The organism is Croceivirga thetidis (assembly GCF_012272815.1).
Lineage (GTDB): Bacteria > Bacteroidota > Bacteroidia > Flavobacteriales > Flavobacteriaceae > Croceivirga > Croceivirga thetidis.
The window spans coordinates 362600-381572 of record NZ_JAAWWL010000001.1 but is presented as its reverse complement, the minus strand read 5'-3'; the positions used below and the strand labels follow the sequence as shown (position 1 = coordinate 381572).

15 protein-coding genes are annotated in these 18973 nt (G+C 38.4%); 14 read left to right on the top strand and 1 reads right to left on the bottom strand.

Features of this window, described 5'->3' with window-relative positions; all coding sequences use genetic code 11:
- Positions 1 to 2: 2 nt before the first annotated feature.
- The 6 genes from HCU67_RS01695 to HCU67_RS01670 all read left to right on the top strand — a co-directional run bounded on the left by HCU67_RS01695 (position 3) and on the right by HCU67_RS01670 (position 6490).
- Positions 3 to 533 (top strand): DUF3341 domain-containing protein, encoded by a 531-nt coding sequence (locus HCU67_RS01695; protein ID WP_168550879.1) that lies wholly within the window; start codon positions 3 to 5, stop codon positions 531 to 533.
- 1 nt (position 534) lies between these two features.
- Positions 535 to 1104 (top strand): c-type cytochrome, encoded by a 570-nt coding sequence (locus tag HCU67_RS01690; RefSeq protein WP_168550878.1) that lies wholly within the window; start codon positions 535 to 537, stop codon positions 1102 to 1104.
- Between the two features lie 7 nt (positions 1105 to 1111).
- Positions 1112 to 2476, top strand: a complete 1365-nt coding sequence (locus HCU67_RS01685; protein WP_168550877.1) for a quinol:cytochrome C oxidoreductase — start codon at positions 1112 to 1114, stop codon at positions 2474 to 2476.
- Between the two features lie 15 nt (positions 2477 to 2491).
- The gene (locus tag HCU67_RS01680; protein ID WP_168550876.1) at positions 2492 to 3655 is read left to right on the top strand and encodes a cytochrome c oxidase subunit II; all 1164 of its coding nucleotides are present in this window, start codon (positions 2492 to 2494) and stop codon (positions 3653 to 3655) included.
- A 31-nt stretch (positions 3656 to 3686) separates the two neighbouring features.
- A complete protein-coding gene (locus HCU67_RS01675) occupies positions 3687 to 5516 on the top strand; it encodes a cytochrome c oxidase subunit I (RefSeq protein WP_168550875.1) in 1830 nt (609 codons plus the stop codon).
- 116 nt (positions 5517 to 5632) lie between these two features.
- Entirely contained in the window at positions 5633 to 6490 is an 858-nt protein-coding gene (locus HCU67_RS01670; protein WP_168550874.1) for a GIN domain-containing protein, read from the top strand.
- A 1-nt stretch (position 6491) separates the two neighbouring features.
- Here the strand turns inward: HCU67_RS01670 and HCU67_RS01665 are convergent, their stop codons facing one another.
- Entirely contained in the window at positions 6492 to 8762 is a 2271-nt protein-coding gene (locus HCU67_RS01665; RefSeq protein WP_168550873.1) for an acyl-CoA dehydrogenase family protein, read from the bottom strand.
- 85 nt (positions 8763 to 8847) lie between these two features.
- Here HCU67_RS01665 and ruvB point away from each other — a divergent pair, with 85 nt between their 5' ends.
- The 8 genes from ruvB to ruvA all read left to right on the top strand — a co-directional run bounded on the left by ruvB (position 8848) and on the right by ruvA (position 18970).
- A complete protein-coding gene (gene ruvB, locus HCU67_RS01660; protein ID WP_168550872.1) occupies positions 8848 to 9870 on the top strand; it encodes a Holliday junction branch migration DNA helicase RuvB in 1023 nt (340 codons plus the stop codon).
- Between the two features lie 3 nt (positions 9871 to 9873).
- Entirely contained in the window at positions 9874 to 11202 is a 1329-nt protein-coding gene (locus HCU67_RS01655) for a cytochrome P450 (RefSeq protein WP_168550871.1), read from the top strand.
- A 201-nt stretch (positions 11203 to 11403) separates the two neighbouring features.
- On the top strand, positions 11404 to 11976 hold the full coding sequence (locus HCU67_RS01650; RefSeq protein WP_168550870.1) for a cytochrome c: 573 nt from the start codon (positions 11404 to 11406) through the stop codon (positions 11974 to 11976).
- Positions 11977 to 12020: 44 nt separating this feature from the next.
- Positions 12021 to 12941 carry a tRNA epoxyqueuosine(34) reductase QueG gene (gene queG, locus HCU67_RS01645; RefSeq protein WP_168550869.1) on the top strand — a complete coding sequence of 307 codons (921 nt, stop codon included), beginning with the start codon at positions 12021 to 12023 and terminating at the stop codon, positions 12939 to 12941.
- Positions 12942 to 13111: 170 nt separating this feature from the next.
- On the top strand, positions 13112 to 14572 hold the full coding sequence (gene gtfA, locus HCU67_RS01640) for a sucrose phosphorylase (protein WP_168550868.1): 1461 nt from the start codon (positions 13112 to 13114) through the stop codon (positions 14570 to 14572).
- Positions 14573 to 14679: 107 nt separating this feature from the next.
- A complete protein-coding gene (locus tag HCU67_RS01635) occupies positions 14680 to 15999 on the top strand; it encodes an MFS transporter (RefSeq protein WP_168550867.1) in 1320 nt (439 codons plus the stop codon).
- 87 nt (positions 16000 to 16086) lie between these two features.
- Positions 16087 to 18384: an NADP-dependent malic enzyme gene (locus HCU67_RS01630; RefSeq protein ID WP_168550866.1), complete on the top strand. Its 2298-nt coding sequence runs from the start codon at positions 16087 to 16089 to the stop codon at positions 18382 to 18384.
- Positions 18385 to 18388: 4 nt separating this feature from the next.
- Positions 18389 to 18970, top strand: a complete 582-nt coding sequence (gene ruvA, locus HCU67_RS01625) for a Holliday junction branch migration protein RuvA (protein ID WP_168550865.1) — start codon at positions 18389 to 18391, stop codon at positions 18968 to 18970.
- Positions 18971 to 18973 lie beyond the last annotated feature (3 nt).

Sequence of the window (18973 nt, the reverse complement as noted above, 5' to 3'; positions counted from 1 at the left end):
TTATGGCATCCAATAAAGTAATACACGCGCTTTACACCGATGACGACATATTGATGAATGCCGTTAAAAAAGTTCGCGCAGCTCACCATCATATTGAAGAGGTATATACGCCTTTTCCCGTTCATGGTTTGGACAAAGCAATGGGTCTTGAAGATACCCGTATTGCTATAACCTCATTCATGTACGGTTGTTTGGGATTGGCTGTGGCAATAACGATGATGAATTATATCATGATTGAAGATTGGCCGCAGGATATTGGAGGTAAGCCAAGCTTTAGTTATTTGGATAATATGCCGGCTTTCGTTCCCATAATGTTCGAAATGACGGTGTTTTTTGCAGCTCACTTAATGGTTATCACTTTTTATTTGAGAAGTAGAATGTGGCCATTCAAGAAAGCTGAAAATCCAGACAAGCGAACTACTGATGACCATTTTTTAATGGAAGTGGGTATTCACGATAATGAAGACGAGTTGAAACAATTGCTTTTGGACACGGGGGCAGTCGAAATAACGGTTACAGAAAAGGAAGGTTAACATGAAACGATTCTTTGCGATAGTAGCACTTTGCGGACTTTTGGTCTCGGCCAGTTCTTGTTTTGATAAGAACAGTCCTAATTATCAATACATGCCAAACATGTATGAATCTGTTGGCTATGAAACCTATGAGGGAGTTGATACCCCATTGTTTCCTGAAGGTACAGAAGCATTAACCCCTCCTGATGGTACAGTTTCACGAGAGTGGCTACCATATGAGTTTGATAATTCAATTGAAGGTAAGGAGTTGGCAAGATTGCAACCAAGTCCGCTTGATTCTACTATGATGGAACAAAATCTTGCTGAGGGAAAAGGATTGTACGATATCTATTGTGCGATTTGTCATGGTGCCAAGGGTGATGGACAAGGATGGTTAGTTAAACAAGAAAAGATATTAGGTGTTCCCAGTTATGACGATGTTGCAAGAAACATTTCAGTTGGTAGTACCTATCATACGATGTATTACGGACTGAATTCTATGGGATCTTATGCTTCCCAAATGAGTTCTGAGAAGGAACTTTGGCAGGTTGCTGAGTATGTAATGAAATTAAAAGAAGACCTATCCAAATAAAATTGGAATGAAATATACATTTTCAAATAGATTACGAATTGGTTCCTTTATAGCGATGGGACTTGGTGCAATATTCCTAATTCTAGGTTTCCTGCAAGCTCCAAGTACTGTTGAAGAGGCTAAGGCTATTGCGATGGCCGCACATGATGACGGTCACCACGGTGAAAGTCATGCAACGGATACCAGTGGCCATGAGAACCATGCCGATGAGAGTGGGCATGCCTCAAATGAGCATGCAGAAGACGCACATGGTGAAGGACATGGTGCTTCTCATGACGAACACGTATTTCATCAAATGCAAAACAGGCCTTGGGCTGCTTTGTACGTGGCAGCGTTCTTTTTCTTTATGATCGCTTTAGGTACTTTGGCTTTTTACGCCGTTAATCGAGCAGCACAAGCAGGATGGTCTCCATTATTGTTTAGAATTATGGAAGGGATTACTGCCTACATTGTACCCGGAGGAATAATTGTTTTTGTGATTTTGGTGTTGTCGATTCTACATATGAACCATATGTTCGTTTGGATGGATGCCGAAGTTGTGGAGCACGACCATTTATTACAAGGAAAAAAGGGTTACTTGAACCCAACATTTTTTATTGTTAGAGCTGCAATATTTTTAGGCGGATGGATTGCTTATCGTCAAATTTCACGAAAGCTCTCTTTGGCCCAAGATAATGCTGATGATAATTCAAACTTTAAAAAGAATTTTAAATGGTCAGCAGCTTTCCTTGTTTTCTATTTGATTTCTGAATCTATGATGTCTTGGGATTGGATTATGAGTCTTGATCCACACTGGTTTAGCACCTTATTCGGTTGGTACGTTTTTGCAAGTATGTTTGTTTCGGGCATAACTACCATTGCAATTGTTACCATTTATTTGAAGTCTAAAGGATATTTAGAACAGATTAATGATAGCCACATTCACGATTTAGCGAAGTTTATGTTCGGAATAAGTATTTTCTGGACATACCTCTGGTTCAGTCAGTTTATGTTGATATGGTATGCTAACATACCTGAAGAGGTAACTTATTTCGTGTTCAGAATCGAACATTATAAATTACCATTTTTTGGAATGCTGGCTTTGAATTTCATCTTTCCATTGTTGGTATTGATGAACAGTGATTATAAGAGAATTAATTGGTTTGTAATCATGGTAGGAATCGTGATACTATTCGGTCATTACCTTGATGTTTATAATATGGTTATGCCTGCAACTGTTGGTGAACATTATGGATTTGGACTAGCAGAAATAGGAGGTATATTATTCTTCGGAGGACTTTTTGTTTATTGGGTTTTCAATACGCTTACCAAAGAAGAACTAATGCCGAAACGCAACCCATTTATTGAAGAAAGCCGACAGTTTCATTACTAAAAGTATACGAACGAAATGACGACATTATTGATATTGATAGTTCTTGTTTTAGTTGCGATTGCCATCTGGCAAATCGGTAAAATTTTCGAATTGTCACAGATGGGCAAGGAAGATGATTCATCTGAAGTGGCCAATGATGAGGATAACAAAAACAACGGATATTTACTTTTTGCCTTTTTGGTATTCATTTATGGTATTACAATTTTCAGTTTTGCAAAGTATACCAAAGTTTTACTGCCAGTTGCAGCTTCAGAGCACGGTGATGAATATGATTTGTTGATGCTGATTTCCTTTGTGGTAATCTTTTTTGTTCAAACCATCACACAGGCATTATTACATTATTTCGGGTATAAATATCGAGGTAAGAAAGGAAACAAAGCTTTGTTCTATGCGGACAATGACCGTTTAGAATTTATATGGACCATTATCCCAGTAATCGTCTTAGCAGGCTTGATAATCTCTGGCCTATATTACTGGACCGAAATCATGGACGTCAATGATGAGGATGACCCTTTGGTTGTAGAACTATATGCCCAACAATTCAACTGGACAGCCAGATATGGAGGTGCGGATAATGTTCTAGGTGATGCTAGTGTTAGATTAATTGATATTGATAGAGCAAACGTACTAGGATTGGATGAATCTGATCCAAATGCAGCCGATGATGTTATCGTCAAAGAATTGCACTTACCTGTAGGGAGAAAAGTAAACTTTTACATGCGTTCTCAAGACGTGTTGCACTCAGCCTACATGCCACACTTTAGAGCACAAATGAACTGTGTTCCTGGAATGATTACCCAATTCTCCTTTACACCGAATATAACAACGGAAGAAATGCGATTGAACCCGGATGTGATAGAAAAGGTGAAAAGAACAAATTTAATTAGAGCAGAGAAAGCTGCTAACGGTGATCCCAATTCTGACCCTTGGGTTTTTGATTATGTTCTGCTTTGTAACAAAATTTGCGGTAAATCGCATTATAACATGCAAATGAAGATAATAGTCGAAAGTGAAGAGGACTATAATAAGTGGTTGGCTGAACAAGCTACTTTTGAAAGTATGGTAATGTCAGATGAACCAAAAGACGAAATGGTTGAAGTGGCCATGGATTCCCAGGATATGGGAAATGAAAACACAGAAGAAATAATGGAAGTCGAGTCTGAGACAGGCTCCAATTAATAATTGCTAGAAAAAGAAAAAAACAAAGATTATGTCTGCAGTAGCACACGAACATGTTGATGACCATGCACACGATGACCACGGACATCATCACAAGGAAACGTTCATAACAAAATACATCTTTAGCCAAGACCATAAGATGATAGCCAAGCAATACTTCATTACAGGAGTATTGATTATGGGATTCATCGGTATCGCGATGTCCTTGCTTTTTAGAATGCAATTGGCTTGGCCAGGTGAATCATTCTCAATATTTGAAGCGCTATTAGGTAAATGGGCTCCTGAAGGGGTAATGGATGCCGATGTTTATTTGGCATTGATAACAATGCACGGTACCATAATGGTGTTCTTTGTCTTAACAGCTGGCCTTAGTGGTACTTTTAGTAATCTACTAATACCATTGCAAATTGGTGCAAGGGATATGGCTTCAGGATTCCTGAACATGATATCGTACTGGTTGTTCTTTTTGTCAACCGTGATTATGGTAATTTCTCTTTTTGTTGAAGCAGGTCCTGCAGCAGCGGGTTGGACAATTTATCCTCCACTGAGTGCCTTACCAATGGCACAACCTGGATCGGGTATGGGTATGACCTTGTGGCTTGTTTCGATGACAATTTTTATTGCCTCATCCCTATTAGGTTCGTTAAACTACATAGTGACTGTTTTGAATCTTAGAACGAAAGGAATGTCAATGACTCGTTTACCATTAACAATATGGGCATTCTTCATTACGGCAATAATTGGTGTAATTTCTTTCCCAGTATTGCTTTCTGCTGGTCTATTGCTTTTGATGGATAGAAGTTTTGGAACTTCATTTTTCTTATCGGATATTTTTATTCAAGGAGAAGTCTTACACTACCAAGGAGGATCACCTGTACTATATGAACATTTGTTCTGGTTTCTAGGTCACCCTGAAGTGTATATTGTATTGTTACCAGCTTTAGGTATAACATCTGAGGTAATGTCAACCAATGCGAGAAAACCAATTTTTGGTTACCGTGCAATGGTTGCTTCAATTTTAGCAATTGCATTTCTGTCAACAATTGTTTGGGGCCACCATATGTTTATTTCTGGGATGAATCCTTTTCTAGGATCAGTGTTCACATTTACCACATTGTTGATTGCTATTCCATCTGCAGTAAAGGCCTTTAATTATATTACAACCTTATGGAAAGGTAACTTACAGTTAAACCCTGCGATGTTATTCTCAATAGGTTTGGTTTCCACATTTATAACTGGTGGACTAACTGGAATAATCTTGGGTGACAGTACATTGGATATCAATGTTCACGATACTTATTTTGTTGTGGCTCACTTCCATTTGGTAATGGGTATATCAGCATTATATGGTCTATTTGCCGGAGTATACCACTGGTTCCCTAAAATGTTCCAAGGGCGAATGATGAATAAGAATTTGGGATATGTACATTTTTGGGTAACTGCAGTTTGTGCGTATGGAGTATTTTTCCCAATGCATTTTGTAGGTATGGCTGGTGTACCAAGAAGGTATTATGAAAATACGGCTTTTCCTATGTTTGACGAATTGACCGATGTTCAGGTATTAATGACCACCTTTGCCTTGATTGCTGGTGCTGCACAATTGGTATTTGTGTACAATTTCGTTTATAGCATATTTTACGGAAAACGTGGTCCTAAAAACCCATGGAGTTCTACTACCCTTGAATGGACTGCACCTCAAGAGCATATACACGGTAATTGGCCTGGTGCAATACCAGAGGTACATCGATGGGCTTACGACTACAGTAAAACTTATGAAAATGGGGAGTACATTATAGCTGGTCAAGATTTCGTTCCTCAAGACGTACCGCTTCAGGAAAATGAGGAAGAACTCAATCATTAGGTGTTGATAACAGTATTGATAGCCCGTTTGTAAGAATTGACAAACGGGCTTTTTTTTGCTGTAATTTTAAGGATAAGGATTTCGAATTGAATTTTGAAGTTTAAACAGTCAAGAAAATGAAACGATTGCTACTAGTTATATTACTCTTGCCTCTTATGGTTGAGGGTCAAAAGAATCGAAATGACCTTAATAGGGAACCGGTAACTTATTCGGGTCCAAACGCTTTCCATTCTATAGTGTTAGGGAAAGGGTTGCTAGCAGACTTATACCATACTGCAATGGACCCGCACGTAATTTTTGAAGTTGACCCAAATCAATACGACAGAATAATAAAGGAAGTTAACAATGGTGTTCTGACTATAAGTGCTGATGATGATATTAAGCCTAGGAGTAATTGGAAGATTAGAATATATTTCAATCAATTGAAATCGATAAAAGTTGTTGATGGGGCTAAAATATATTTACAATCAAATATAAAATCTGAAGAAGCTGTTGGTTTGTCTGCAGATTATCAGGGAAAAATCTTCTATAAAGACGACGCTTTGATTCAAGCACCGGATGTAAATATTACCTTGGATCACCGCTCATCGATTGAGGTACATTTGGCAACTGATCGACTTCAAGTAAATGCCTCTGATGTTTCAGATTTAACAACCCAATTTAGTAGGAGCCTAGACAGGTTTTGGGTAAGTCTCGATCACGACAGTACTTTGGATGTTAAAGGAAATACCGCCCACAGTGAAGACTTGATTCTGGAGGTCTCCGATCACTGTGATATTGATATACGGCAAATAATTGCAGACAAAGTAAATTTGAATATTTACGGCAATAGTAAAATTGATGTCGCAACAGCAGAGGAAGGTACGATTGAAATGGTTGCAAAAGGAAATTCTCGAGTGAATATATGGGGTACACCCATCTATAAAAAAGTTGTCCTAACCCAAGGTTCCGAATTGATAAATCAAGATCGTTAATTCACCAATCTTTGCTTATCGGAGCAGTTAATAAATGTTCTGGAATACCAAAACCATCTATTAAGCTACCGATGTGAGGTCTTAATTCTGAACTGAGACGTTCTATTCGCTGTCGTATGGCCTTTGATTTAGCACTTCCTAAATAGCCTTGCTCTAAATACCATTCGGCATCCTTACGAATAATATTCAAGGAATGAAGACTCCCTATTTGAAAAAATAAATCTCTGTATTTATCATCAGTAATACTTCTAGTTTTTTCGTAGTACCATTTAATGGCCAAAACCTCACTGTAGGCCTTTCCCACTTCCAATAAATGAGTCTGTGTTTTTAAAAATGCTTGATAGCTAGGCATCCCCTTTTTAATATAATTTCGAATGCGCATGGCAGCGGTATAGGTCAAACGACGTAACCTGAAATCTAAGGCATGAAGATGAAATTTATGGTTATATAAATGTTCGCTATCCACTTTATTCACATACAGTGGATTGATTGTGGTTAGTTTATCATTTAGCTGATTACCCAATAATTTTAATACACTGGCAAACCCACCTGAATTAAATTCAGACTTGAAATCGGAAAGAACGCCTTTGGCAGCTAATTGCAATAAAACCGTATTGTCACCCTCGAAAGTTGTAAATATGTCGGAATCATTCTTTAAATCTGCAATCCTATTTTCTCGCAGATACCCTTTACCTCCACATGCTTCTCTTGATTCTTGTACTGCTTGAGATGAAAACCAAGTTATTATTGATTTTAATCCCGCAACTTGGGTTTCTATTCTTCTTTTGTCACCATCTTTATTTGAAGCATATTCATACATTGCCCTTTCAAGTGCAAAATGATAAACCAAACAACTGGCCACTTTCGGAATCAAACGGAGTTGGTGAGTTGGGTAATCTATCAATAAATCTTCTTGAATTTTTATAGAGTCATTGAACTGTCGTCGTCTCAACCCGTGTTTTACAGATATGGTCAAGCTCATTTTTGCAGCTGCAAGTGCTCCTTTAGCCACACAGATTCGTCCACCAACTAAAGTTCCCAGCATTGTAAAAAACCGTTTGTTTGGATTTTTTATGGGAGATTTATAATTACCATTTTCATCAATTCCGCCATATTTGTCCAAAAGATTTTCAATAGGGACTTTTACTTGGCTAAACCATATTTTGCCATTGTCAACACCATTGAGACCAAGTTTGTAGCCGTTATCCTCAATGGTTACTCCATCTAGTACTTGATGCTTTGTATCTCTCAGCGGCACTAATATGGCATGTACTCCCTCATTTTGGCCATTTACTATTAGTTGGGCAAAAACTGTAGCCATTTTAGAGTGCAGGGCATTTCCAATGTACTCCTTGTTATCATATTTGCCGGGCGTATCAATGACCAGTGACCTTTCCTCATGCAAATAGGTTGCGGTAGTGTTTATTCCCCTCACATTACTCCCGTGCCCAGTTTCGGTCATCGCAAAGCATCCTAACAACGAGGTATCTCCAGTATTTGAAAGGTATTTATCTCGTTGTACCGAATTTCCGAGATTTTGAATGCTCCCTCCGAATAATCCAAACTGTACACCAAACTTTACTGCTAAGCTACCATCCACAAACATTAGGTGTTCAAAAATTGCTGCGTAAGTCTCAAGATTATCCTTTCCACCATATTCTTCAGGATAGGCATAAGCACCCCAACCACCTGAGGCTAAATTCTTCAATTGCTTAAGCACCACCTCCCTTGCACCTTCTTTAGTTGGATGTATTGTCCATTTAAAATCTTGATGCTTGAGAAAATCCCTGAAACGTCTAACTTCAGAAAGCTTGTCACCGTAAAGAATTTCATCCAAGAATTTAGGCTCAAACCTTAGAGAGTCGATTTGTCTGTCAACTTCAACATTGAATAAATGGTTGTAATGATTGGGTTGAATACCTAATGTTTTTTCAACATATTGTAGCTGATTGTTTTCGGTTACATCAATTTTATGACCTTTTGCAACCTTTTGGCTGAAGGTCTCTAAAGGATATATCTCAGATTCCACCAGTTTAGCCTTGCTTTGGGTTATAAATTGTTGCCACTTCTTTACCTCGGTATTTTTTGGAGGGTTGCCCTTATCTAACCAATTGGCCAAAATTTTACGTTCTTCATTTGATAATGAATCATCTTCCTTAATAGCCTTTTTGACCACTTGTATTTCAGAAGCAGATAACAAATCATCAGACCAAATGACATAAAAGAAGGGTATATAAGGAGCTATACCTTTGGAGTATTGAACTTTCTGCATAGGTTGAATTTACGATAAAATGCTGCTATTTCACTTACAATAAACTTTGAATATCCTCTTGGTTAATTGCCCTATCTTTGTTTGTATGAACGAAAACCTTGACCCAACTTCAGAAAACTTTTCTCCTGAAGAATTGGATATCGAAAGAGCATTACGACCGATTGCCTTCGATGATTTTACTGGGCAGGAACAAGTACTTGAAAACCTTAAGGTTTTTGTTGAGGCTGCGAATCAGCGAGGAGAGGCTCTTGACCACACCTTATTTCATGGACCTCCGGGATTGGGAAAGACCACCTTGGCCCATATTTTGGCAAACGAGTTGGGTGTAGGTATAAAGGTTACTTCAGGTCCTGTATTGGACAAACCTGGTGATTTAGCAGGTCTTCTGACAAATCTAGATGAACGCGATGTATTGTTTATTGATGAAATACATAGATTAAGCCCAATAGTTGAAGAATATCTTTATTCCGCAATGGAAGATTATAAAATTGATATTATGATCGAGACGGGGCCTAATGCCCGATCGGTACAAATCAATTTAGCGCCTTTTACTTTAGTTGGTGCTACAACGCGTTCTGGCCTATTGACTGCACCAATGCGGGCCCGCTTTGGGATTAGTAGTAGACTGGAATATTATGATACTGAACTTTTATCAACAATTGTTCAGCGTAGTGCTGATATTTTAAGAGTGCCGATATCAAACGAAGCGGCCATAGAAATTGCAGGTAGGAGCAGGGGTACACCAAGAATCTGTAATGCTCTTTTAAGGCGCGTGCGAGATTTTGCTCAGATTAAGGGAGATGGAAATATTGATTTGGAGATATCAAAATTTGGATTGAAGGCATTGAATGTAGATGCCAATGGACTGGATGAAATGGATAATAAGATTTTGTCTACTATAATTGATAAATTCAAAGGAGGTCCTGTTGGCATAACTACATTGGCCACTGCGGTTTCAGAAAGTGCAGAGACCCTCGAAGAGGTTTACGAGCCTTTTCTCATTCAACAAGGTTTTATTATGCGAACTCCTCGTGGTCGTGAAGCTACTGAATTGGCATACAAACATTTAGGTAGGGTCAAGGGAGGTTCACAACCTGGGCTATTTTGATATATGGCAAAAGAGAAAAAAATTCCTGAAGTTTCTTTTTCTAAGTTTCTTGGCCGTGCGCTTGAAATAGTCAAAAATCCACTTCCGTTTCACCATGACAACTTCGAAGAAAAAGGAGATACTTTCATTCTCAATATCGGATTCCAGAAAAAAATAATTTTTTCGCGTAATGCCGGCTTCTTAAAATACGCACTTCAAAAAAATCAACGGAATTACACAAAATCAGAAGTTCAAACCAAAGAGGTTGCCAAATACTTAGGTAAAGGCTTATTGACTGCAGAAGGTGAGCACTGGAAAACACAACGAAAACTTATTCAACCTGCATTTCATAAAAAACATTTATCCAATCTTTTGGAGATAATGCAAGAGACCATCAACGAAGAACTAGCTCAAATTCCATTTGATAAAGAAATTGATATAGAGCCCTATTTTGGAAGGCTGGCATTTCAAGTGGTTGCAAAATCACTATTTAGTGGTGAAGTTGAGGAATCTACAATTGCCCGTCTACAAGAAATTGTTGAAGCATCACAAAAAATCTTGGTTCGAGAATTGAGACAACCATATTTGGCCTGGTGGTTCAAAGGAAGTGGATTATTGCGTCGGCACTTTAATATGGTTAAAGAAGCACGTGGCCTTATCGAACAACTGATAGAACAGCGCAAAAAGAGTTCACGTCGTAAAGATGATCTGTTGGATTTATTATTAGACGCCAGATATGAAGACGGGGGTTCCATGGAAAAGGAGCAAATGATTGATGAAATCATGATTTTATTTACAGCGGGCCATGAGACCACAAGCAATGCGCTGACTTTTACATGTCAGCTACTGGCTCAAAATCCTGAGTACCAAGGTAAAATTGGTAATGATGTTGCCTTAGGTGGAGAATTAGACTTGATGTCAACCTTAATGTCTCAGCAAATGACCAGACAAGTTTTGGAAGAAGCTATGCGACTATATCCACCAGCTTATTTTATTGATCGAATGAATTTGGAAGATGATAATTATGATGGAATGAAAATTAAGAAGGGAACACCTTTACTTTTTTCCGCGATTGAAATACATCGCCACAAAGATTATTGGGAGAACCCTATGAAATTCAAACCTGAACGATTCGCTGGACCCAATAATCAGCATTCTGATTATTATTTTCCTTTTGGTGCAGGTCCCAGAATGTGCATTGGCAACAATTTTGCCATGTTTGAGATGCAAATGGTCATTTCAGAACTTATTGCAAACCGAACAATAATATCAACTACTTCAGAAATTGAGATTCTTCCTTTAATTACGTTAAGGCCTAAAAATGCTTATCTGCGGTTTGAGCAACGAACTTGATTTTCTTCATATAAAATAAATAAAATGAAGAACGAATTTTGGGTTGAAATTGATACTCCAAACCATATAATTAAAGAGTGCTTTATTATTTAACTACCTGTTATACAGTTTTTTAGTCCAATCATAAAGATTTAAGACTGAGACCTTATTCAAAATAATATTTTGCGGCTATAGGATTATACAACCTAAAACCAGTGAAATATGAAAACAACATTAATTACAATTTTCGGATTACTTTTTCTTATCTCATGTAATGAAATGCCAAAAGAAAAAGATGTCCCAGTCCTAGCTAAAGTAGAAGAAATTGAGAAAGAGGAACATGGCGAGTATCTCGTGAACATTTTAGGATGCGCAGATTGCCATACTCCTAAAAAAATGACGGCATTGGGCCCTGTACCAGATATGGACAAACATCTTATGGGATACAATAGTTCAAGGCCACTACCTCCAGTTCCTGATAATGTGCCACTCGGGCCTTGGGTTTTATTTGGAGCAGAATTGACCGTAGCAGTAGGACCCTGGGGCACTTCTTTCGCTGGTAATTTAACGCCACATGAAACTGGATTGGGCAATTGGAATCTCGAACAGTTTAAAAGAGCAATGAAACAGGGTAAATACAAAGGTCTTGAGAATAGCCGACCTATTATGCCTCCAATGCCGGTAGAAGCTTATAAAAATTTGACTGATGAAGACGTAGAGGCAATTTTTCTATATCTCAAGACAATAAAACCTTTGGAAAATATTGTGCCAGCTTATAAACCACCAACTTCTTAAAAGATATAGTGTTCGCTGAAAAAATTAAAATGTAACTTCGGTTTATGAACCGAAGAGATTACAGTAATATGATAAAAACCGAAGCCAAGCGCCTCGGTTTTTTGTCATGTGGAATCTCAAAAGCTGAGTTTTTAGAAGCAGAGGCGCCAAGACTTGAGAAGTGGCTCAATAAAAATATGCAGGGAGAAATGGGCTATATGGCAAACCATTTTGATAAGCGATTGGACCCGACCAAATTGGTTGATGGAGCTAAATCTGTTGTATCGCTTATTTTGAATTATTATCCTTCGAAAATTCAGAATCCAGACTCATTCAAAATTTCGAAATACGCTTATGGTACCGATTATCACTTTGTGATAAAAGATAAGTTGAAACAGCTGTTAGCGTACATTGAAAATGAAATAGGAGAAGTCAATGGCAGGGCTTTTGTCGATTCTGCTCCTGTTTTAGACAAGGCATGGGCAGCTCGAAGTGGTTTGGGGTGGATGGGCAAGCACAGTAATTTATTAACAAAGGAGGTAGGTTCCTTTTATTTTATAGCTGAACTCATTATTGATATGGATTTGGAATATGATACACCTACCACTGATCACTGTGGAACTTGTACGGCCTGTATAGATGCTTGTCCTACCCAAGCAATAGTTGAACCCTACGTTGTTGATGGTAGTAAATGTATCTCCTATTTTACCATTGAATTGAAAAATGAAATACCAACAGAATTTAAAGGTCAATTGGATGAATGGATGTTTGGTTGTGATGTTTGTCAAGATGTTTGTCCATGGAATAGATTTTCTAAGCCTCATTCCGAACCTTTATTTGAAGCAAATTCAGAGCTCTTGAAAATGTCATATAAAGATTGGGAAGAGTTGACCGAGGAGGTTTTCAAAAAAGTTTTTAAAAATTCAGCAGTCAAAAGAACCAAATACTCAGGACTGCAACGAAACATCAGTTTTCTTAAAAAATAATAGTTGGCCAGTCTATTTGAAATCCAGGTTTGATAGAAATATAAAATTTCAAACGTTTTCGAAGAAAATTTTACGAAATCCTCAGTAAAATGCTCATAATTTTCAGGATTAAGACGTATTATTGGTTCCCTATAAAAATATCCCTCACCACTTTTTGAAAATTTTGACAAGTGAAAAATCAAATTCAGCTAATTACCTACGTTGATCGTATCGGTTGTAAAAACATCACTGATTTAAAGGAATTGCTAACGAACGAATTGAAAGGTTTGTTCGGTGGGGTCCATATCTTGCCTTTCTTCTACCCTATTGATGGTGAGGACGCTGGATTTGACCCAATAGACCATAAAAAGGTTGATCCTAGACTTGGTGATTGGAACGATATAAAAGACTTAAGCTCATCGGTCGATGTAATGGCAGACTTAATTGTAAACCATATGTCGGCAGACTCCATTGAGTTCAAAGATTTTCTGGAAAAGGGTTCTGAATCGGCATATGATTCACTCTTTTTGACCTATGATAAAGTCTTTCCTGAAGGGGCAACGGAAACAGATTTATTGAATATATACCGTCCTAGACCTGGTTTTCCATTCACAAAATTCAAATTAGCTAACGGATCGGAAAAATTGGTTTGGACCACCTTTACCCAGAAACAGATAGATATTGATGTGCATTCAGAGGGCGGAAAAAAGTACCTGGACACCATTTTGGAATTGTACCAGAGTGCTGGAATTTCAATGATTCGATTGGATGCCGCTGGTTACGCTATTAAAAAAACGGGGACTTCTTGTTTTATGATTCCTGAAACCTTCCAATTCATTGACAAACTCACCAAAAAGGCACACGAACACGGTATTGAAGTATTGGTTGAAATTCATTCGTTTTACAAGACCCAAATTGAAATTGCGAAAAAAGTTGATTTTGTCTATGATTTTGCTTTACCAGTACTTGTTCTTGACACCTTGTTCAACCACAATGCAAACAATCTAAAAAATTGGCTGCGCACAGCACCTAAAAATGTTATTACTGTTTTGGATACACATGATGGTATTGGTATTGTCGATGTGGCTTCTGAAGGAGGTGAGAAAGGGCTCATTCCAGATTCAGTTCTGGACAATATTGTAAACAAGATGCATGCCAATAGCGAGGGCAGAAGTTTAAAGGCAACTGGCAGCGCAGCCTCGAACCTTGATCTATATCAGGTTAACTGTACCTATTTTGAAGCACTTGGTAAAGATGAAAGTGCTTATTTAATAGCTAGGGCAATTCAATTTTTCGTACCGGGAATACCCCAAGTATATTATGTGGGATTATTTGGCGACGATAATGATATGGATTTATTGGCCAAAACAAACGTTGGTCGAGACATTAACAGGCATTATTATACCAAGGAAGAAATTTTAAAGAAGACAGCCAATCCAATGTTTGAACAATTGGCTGAACTTATGAGATTTCGAAACACGCGTAAAGCATTCGATGGTGATTTTAAATTGTTGGAAACACCAAATGAAATCCTTCAAATTAAATGGTCAAAGGGTTCAAACTGGGTAAAATTGGAGGTTAATCTAGAATTGAAGAAACTTTTAATCACAGAGTCAGTGGGTACGGAGGAGCAAGTCTACTTAAGCGTATAGAATTCAAATTAGGAGTTTTGCAATTTTTTACTACAAACTTTAAAAACCTTATATTCGAAAGAGCATTTTTTTAAAGAATTCCGACCAACTAATAACTTTAAACAACAATGGTAAAGCTTAAAAAACCCCAACTTAATTTTTGGCAGATTTGGAATATGAACGTTGGATTTTTAGGTATCCAATACAGCTTTGGTTTACAACAAAGTGCTATCAATCCAATATTTCTTTTTCTGGGGGCCAAAGAGGAAACTTTACCAATTCTAAATATTGCAGGGCCAGTAACTGGTTTGATCATTCAACCGATCATTGGGGCCATTTCTGACAAGACATGGTCGCCAAAATGGGGCAGGAGAAAACCTTTTTTCCTTATTGGAGCAATTATGGGAAGTATATGTCTTTTTGCTTTTCCCTTAAGTCCGGCCCTTTGGTTTGCCGTTGGCCTATTATGGATTTTAGATGTGGGTAACAATATGGCAATGGAACCCTATCGGGCATTTGTAGGTGACAAGCTACCCGACAACCAATTAAGTCTCGGTTATCAAATGCAAAGCCTTTTTGTAGGAGCTGGTATTTTGCTTGCAAATGCATCAATATTTTTATTCCAAGATTGGTTTGGAGGCGGAGAGGAAGTTTCCGGTCAAATACCCAAATGGCTATATTATTCTTTCTTTATAGGTTCTTTTCTTTCGATAACCACCATACTTTGGTCGGTTTTGAAAACACCAGAAATTCCTCCCCCAGATGAAGAACTAAAGGAAATAGAAAGAAATCGCAGTTTACCTTTTTTAGAGAAGGTAAAAAAGCCTTTTGCTGAAATTTCAGAAGCGGTAAAAGACATGCCAAAGTTCATGTGGAAGCTTTCGGCAGTATACCTATTTCAATGGTATGCCCTTTTTGTTTACTGGCAATTTATAACGCCGCTCTTTAGAAGTACTCTAGGTTATGATACTTCTGAAGCTGCAGCCCAGGCAGCAAAAATGAGCACTACATATAATATCGTTACTGCGGTGGTAGCCTTAATCTTGGTTCCGCTAACAATGCGTTTTGGAGGCAAGAAAATATACGCAATAAGTTTATTAGGTACTGGTTTAGCACTATTGGCAATTCCGAATATCACAGACCCCGTCTATGTACTTTTCCCGATGGTACTTTTCGGAATCGGTTGGGCCGCAATGATGGGTATTCCATATAGTATGGTCTCTAAAATTGTTCCACAGGAACGAAGAGGTGTATATATGGGAATATTGAATATGATGATTGTAATTCCGATGGGTATACAAACACTTACCTTCGGTCCAATCTTTAAAAATCTGTTAGGCGGCAATGCAGTTAATGCGATGTATTTTGCAGGGATATTTTTTGTTATCGCCTGTATTTTGGCACTCCGATTAAATGTTCAAAAAGAAGAATCAGTTTCTGATCTATAACGGTAAGCAATCAGTCTATTTTTTAAAACAGAAGTATTAACAAGAAACATTTTGTAAGCCGTATTTTTGCCCGCACATCGAGAATCTATGAGCAAAGAAAAACAGCGCAGGCAGGCATTGGTATATCATGCAAAACCACAGCCAGGTAAGATAAAAGTAGTTCCTACCAAGCCTTATGCAACACAACGTGATTTAGCCTTGGCCTATTCCCCAGGTGTTGCTGAACCATGTTTGGAAATTGAAAAGAATAAAGATGAGGTTTATAGGTATACTGCTAAGGGAAACACGGTCGCAGTAATTTCAAATGGGACAGCCGTTTTAGGTTTGGGAAATATTGGTCCAGAAGCTTCAAAGCCCGTAATGGAGGGCAAGAGTCTCCTTTTCAAAATTTTTGCGGACATCGATGGCATCGACGTTGAATTGGATACGGAAGATGTAGACAAATTCGTGGAAACTGTAAAGATTATTGCCCCAACTTTTGGAGGTATAAATCTTGAAGATATTAAGGCACCTGAGGCTTTTGAAATTGAACGGCGTCTCAAGGAAGAACTGGATATTCCAGTTATGCACGACGACCAGCATGGGACGGCCATTATCTCAGCCGCTGCACTCCTAAATGCCTTAGAGCTTTCAAATAAAAAAATAGATCAGGTCAAAATTGTAATCAGTGGTGCAGGAGCAGCGGCAATATCCTGTTCAAGACTCTATCGAGCTTTTGGTGCCAAGGCTGAAAATATGGTAATGCTCGACAGCAAAGGTGTTATTCGAAAAGACAGGGATAATCTTACAACACAAAAAGCAGAATTTGCCACTGATAGAAAAATAGACACTTTAGAAGAAGCGATGAAAGGTGCCGACGTATTCATTGGATTGTCCATCGCTGATATAGTGAGTCCTGAAATGTTGACTTCAATGGCCGACAATCCAATTGTTTTTGCCATGGCCAATCCAGACCCAGAAATTGGTTATGATTTGGCTTGTCGCACACGGGAAGATATTATAATGGCAACGGGTCGCTCCGATCATCCTAATCAAGTTAACAATGTATTGGGTTTCCCTTTCATTTTTAGAGGAGCTTTAGATGTTAGGGCGACTAAAATTAATGAAGAAATGAAGATGGCTGCTGTTCGTGCGCTGGCAGAAATGACCAAGGAGCCCGTTCCTGAACAAGTCAATATTACTTACGATATGACCCGACTTACCTTCGGAAAGGATTATATCATACCAAAGCCATTTGACCCTCGTCTTATTTCTAGAATACCCCCTGCAGTTGCTAAAGCCGCCATGGAAAGTGGTGTTGCAAAGGCTCCAATTCAAGATTGGGCAAAATATGAAGAGGAGTTATTGTCTCGTTCTGGAAATGACGAAAAGTTCATGCGTTCCTTGCATAACAGGGCCAAAGCAAACCCGAAGCGTATTGTTTTTGCTGAAGCGGAGCTCTTGGATGTTCTAAAAGCAGCTCAAATCGTTTATGAGGAAGGGATTGCCATTCCAATATTATTAGGGGACAAAGAAAAAATCAACCGTCTTAAAGCCGAATTGGAGTTTGATGCGAAGGTCGATATTATTGATCCTCGTAATGAAGAATCTTCTGAGATACGAACGAAATACGCCGAGAAACTATGGGCACTTCGTAAGCGTAAAGGTGATACCCAGTACAGTGCTAGGGTAAATATGGGCAAACGAAACTACTTTGGTTCAATGATGGTCGTTGAAGGTGCTGCAGATGGTATGATTTCAGGTTATTCGCGATCTTACCCCAAAGTGCTTAGGCCAGTTTTTGAAGTTGTTGGTCGGGCAACCGGAGTAAAAAATGCCGCTACCGTCAATGTTATGATAACGGAAAGAGGACCACTCTTTCTTGCAGATACTTCCGTTAATATTAATCCAAACGCAGAAGATTTAGCAGAGATTGCAAAAATGACTGCGAATGTGGCATCCACTTTTGGTTTTGAACCGGTAGTTGCAATGTTATCCTATGCTAATTACGGTTCTTCAGCACATCCTCAAGCGCAAAAAGTTAGAGAAGCGGTAAAAATGCTTCATGAAAGTAATCCGGAGCTTATTGTTGATGGAGAAATTCAGACAGATTTTGCGTTCAATCAGGAATTATGCACAACCAATTTTCCATTTTCAAAATTGGCCGGTAGAAAAGTAAATACGCTTATTTTTCCAAATCTTGACGCGGCCAATATTACCTACAAGCTCTTAAAAGGGTTAAATAAGGCACATTCAATCGGACCTGTTATGGTAGGGCTTCGAAAATCGGTTCATATACTTCAACTAGGTGCAAGTGTAGATGAGATGGTCAATATGGCTGCTGTTGCTGTAATTGATGCCCAAGAGCGAGAGAAACGCAAGAATGCCAAAATAAAAAAATCGTAGTGCCATGATTGCACACCTTAATGGAAAATTAGTTGAAAAAAGTCCGACCCACGTAATTATTGAATGCGGTGGGGTTGGTTATTTTTTAAATGTATCCTTAAATACTTTTTCTCAAATTCCAGATGAGGAAAATTTACGGTTGTTCACCCATTTGTTGGTTCGCGAAGATTCACACACGTTGTACGGTTTTATTAACAAGGTCGAACGTGAAATTTTTGTTTTGTTGCTTTCCGTTTCTGGCATTGGAGCGAGCACAGCCCGAACAATGCTTTCTTCAATGACCCCTGATCAAGTTAAAACGGCAATTGCCAGTGGTGATGTCGCTGCAATTCAATCTATAAAAGGTATTGGTGCAAAAACCGCCCAACGCGTAATCGTAGACTTGAAAGACAAGATTTTAAAGGTTTACGATATTGACGAAGTTTCAGCAACTACAAACAATACGAGTAAGGAAGAAGCGTTATCTGCTTTAGAGGTTCTTGGTTTTGCCAGAAGACAGGCTGAGAAAGTAGTAGATAAGATAGTGGCACAAGAGTCCTCCCTAAGCGTTGAGAACATAATCAAAAAAGCGCTAAAAAACTTATAGCAG

What these genes read in the sequence shown, in the direction of transcription:
- HCU67_RS01695 (WP_168550879.1), top strand. Translation starts at nt 3, where the DNA reads ATGGCATCCAATAAAGTAATACACGCGCTTTACACCGATGACGACATA.
- HCU67_RS01690 (WP_168550878.1), top strand. Translation starts at nt 535, where the DNA reads ATGAAACGATTCTTTGCGATAGTAGCACTTTGCGGACTTTTGGTCTCG.
- HCU67_RS01685 (WP_168550877.1), top strand. Translation starts at nt 1,112, where the DNA reads ATGAAATATACATTTTCAAATAGATTACGAATTGGTTCCTTTATAGCG.
- HCU67_RS01680 (WP_168550876.1), top strand. Translation starts at nt 2,492, where the DNA reads ATGACGACATTATTGATATTGATAGTTCTTGTTTTAGTTGCGATTGCC.
- HCU67_RS01675 (WP_168550875.1), top strand. Translation starts at nt 3,687, where the DNA reads ATGTCTGCAGTAGCACACGAACATGTTGATGACCATGCACACGATGAC.
- HCU67_RS01670 (WP_168550874.1), top strand. Translation starts at nt 5,633, where the DNA reads ATGAAACGATTGCTACTAGTTATATTACTCTTGCCTCTTATGGTTGAG.
- HCU67_RS01665 (WP_168550873.1), bottom strand. Translation starts at nt 8,762, where the DNA reads ATGCAGAAAGTTCAATACTCCAAAGGTATAGCTCCTTATATACCCTTC.
- ruvB (WP_168550872.1), top strand. Translation starts at nt 8,848, where the DNA reads ATGAACGAAAACCTTGACCCAACTTCAGAAAACTTTTCTCCTGAAGAA.
- HCU67_RS01655 (WP_168550871.1), top strand. Translation starts at nt 9,874, where the DNA reads ATGGCAAAAGAGAAAAAAATTCCTGAAGTTTCTTTTTCTAAGTTTCTT.
- HCU67_RS01650 (WP_168550870.1), top strand. Translation starts at nt 11,404, where the DNA reads ATGAAAACAACATTAATTACAATTTTCGGATTACTTTTTCTTATCTCA.
- queG (WP_168550869.1), top strand. Translation starts at nt 12,021, where the DNA reads ATGAACCGAAGAGATTACAGTAATATGATAAAAACCGAAGCCAAGCGC.
- HCU67_RS01635 (WP_168550867.1), top strand. Translation starts at nt 14,680, where the DNA reads ATGGTAAAGCTTAAAAAACCCCAACTTAATTTTTGGCAGATTTGGAAT.
- HCU67_RS01630 (WP_168550866.1), top strand. Translation starts at nt 16,087, where the DNA reads ATGAGCAAAGAAAAACAGCGCAGGCAGGCATTGGTATATCATGCAAAA.
- ruvA (WP_168550865.1), top strand. Translation starts at nt 18,389, where the DNA reads ATGATTGCACACCTTAATGGAAAATTAGTTGAAAAAAGTCCGACCCAC.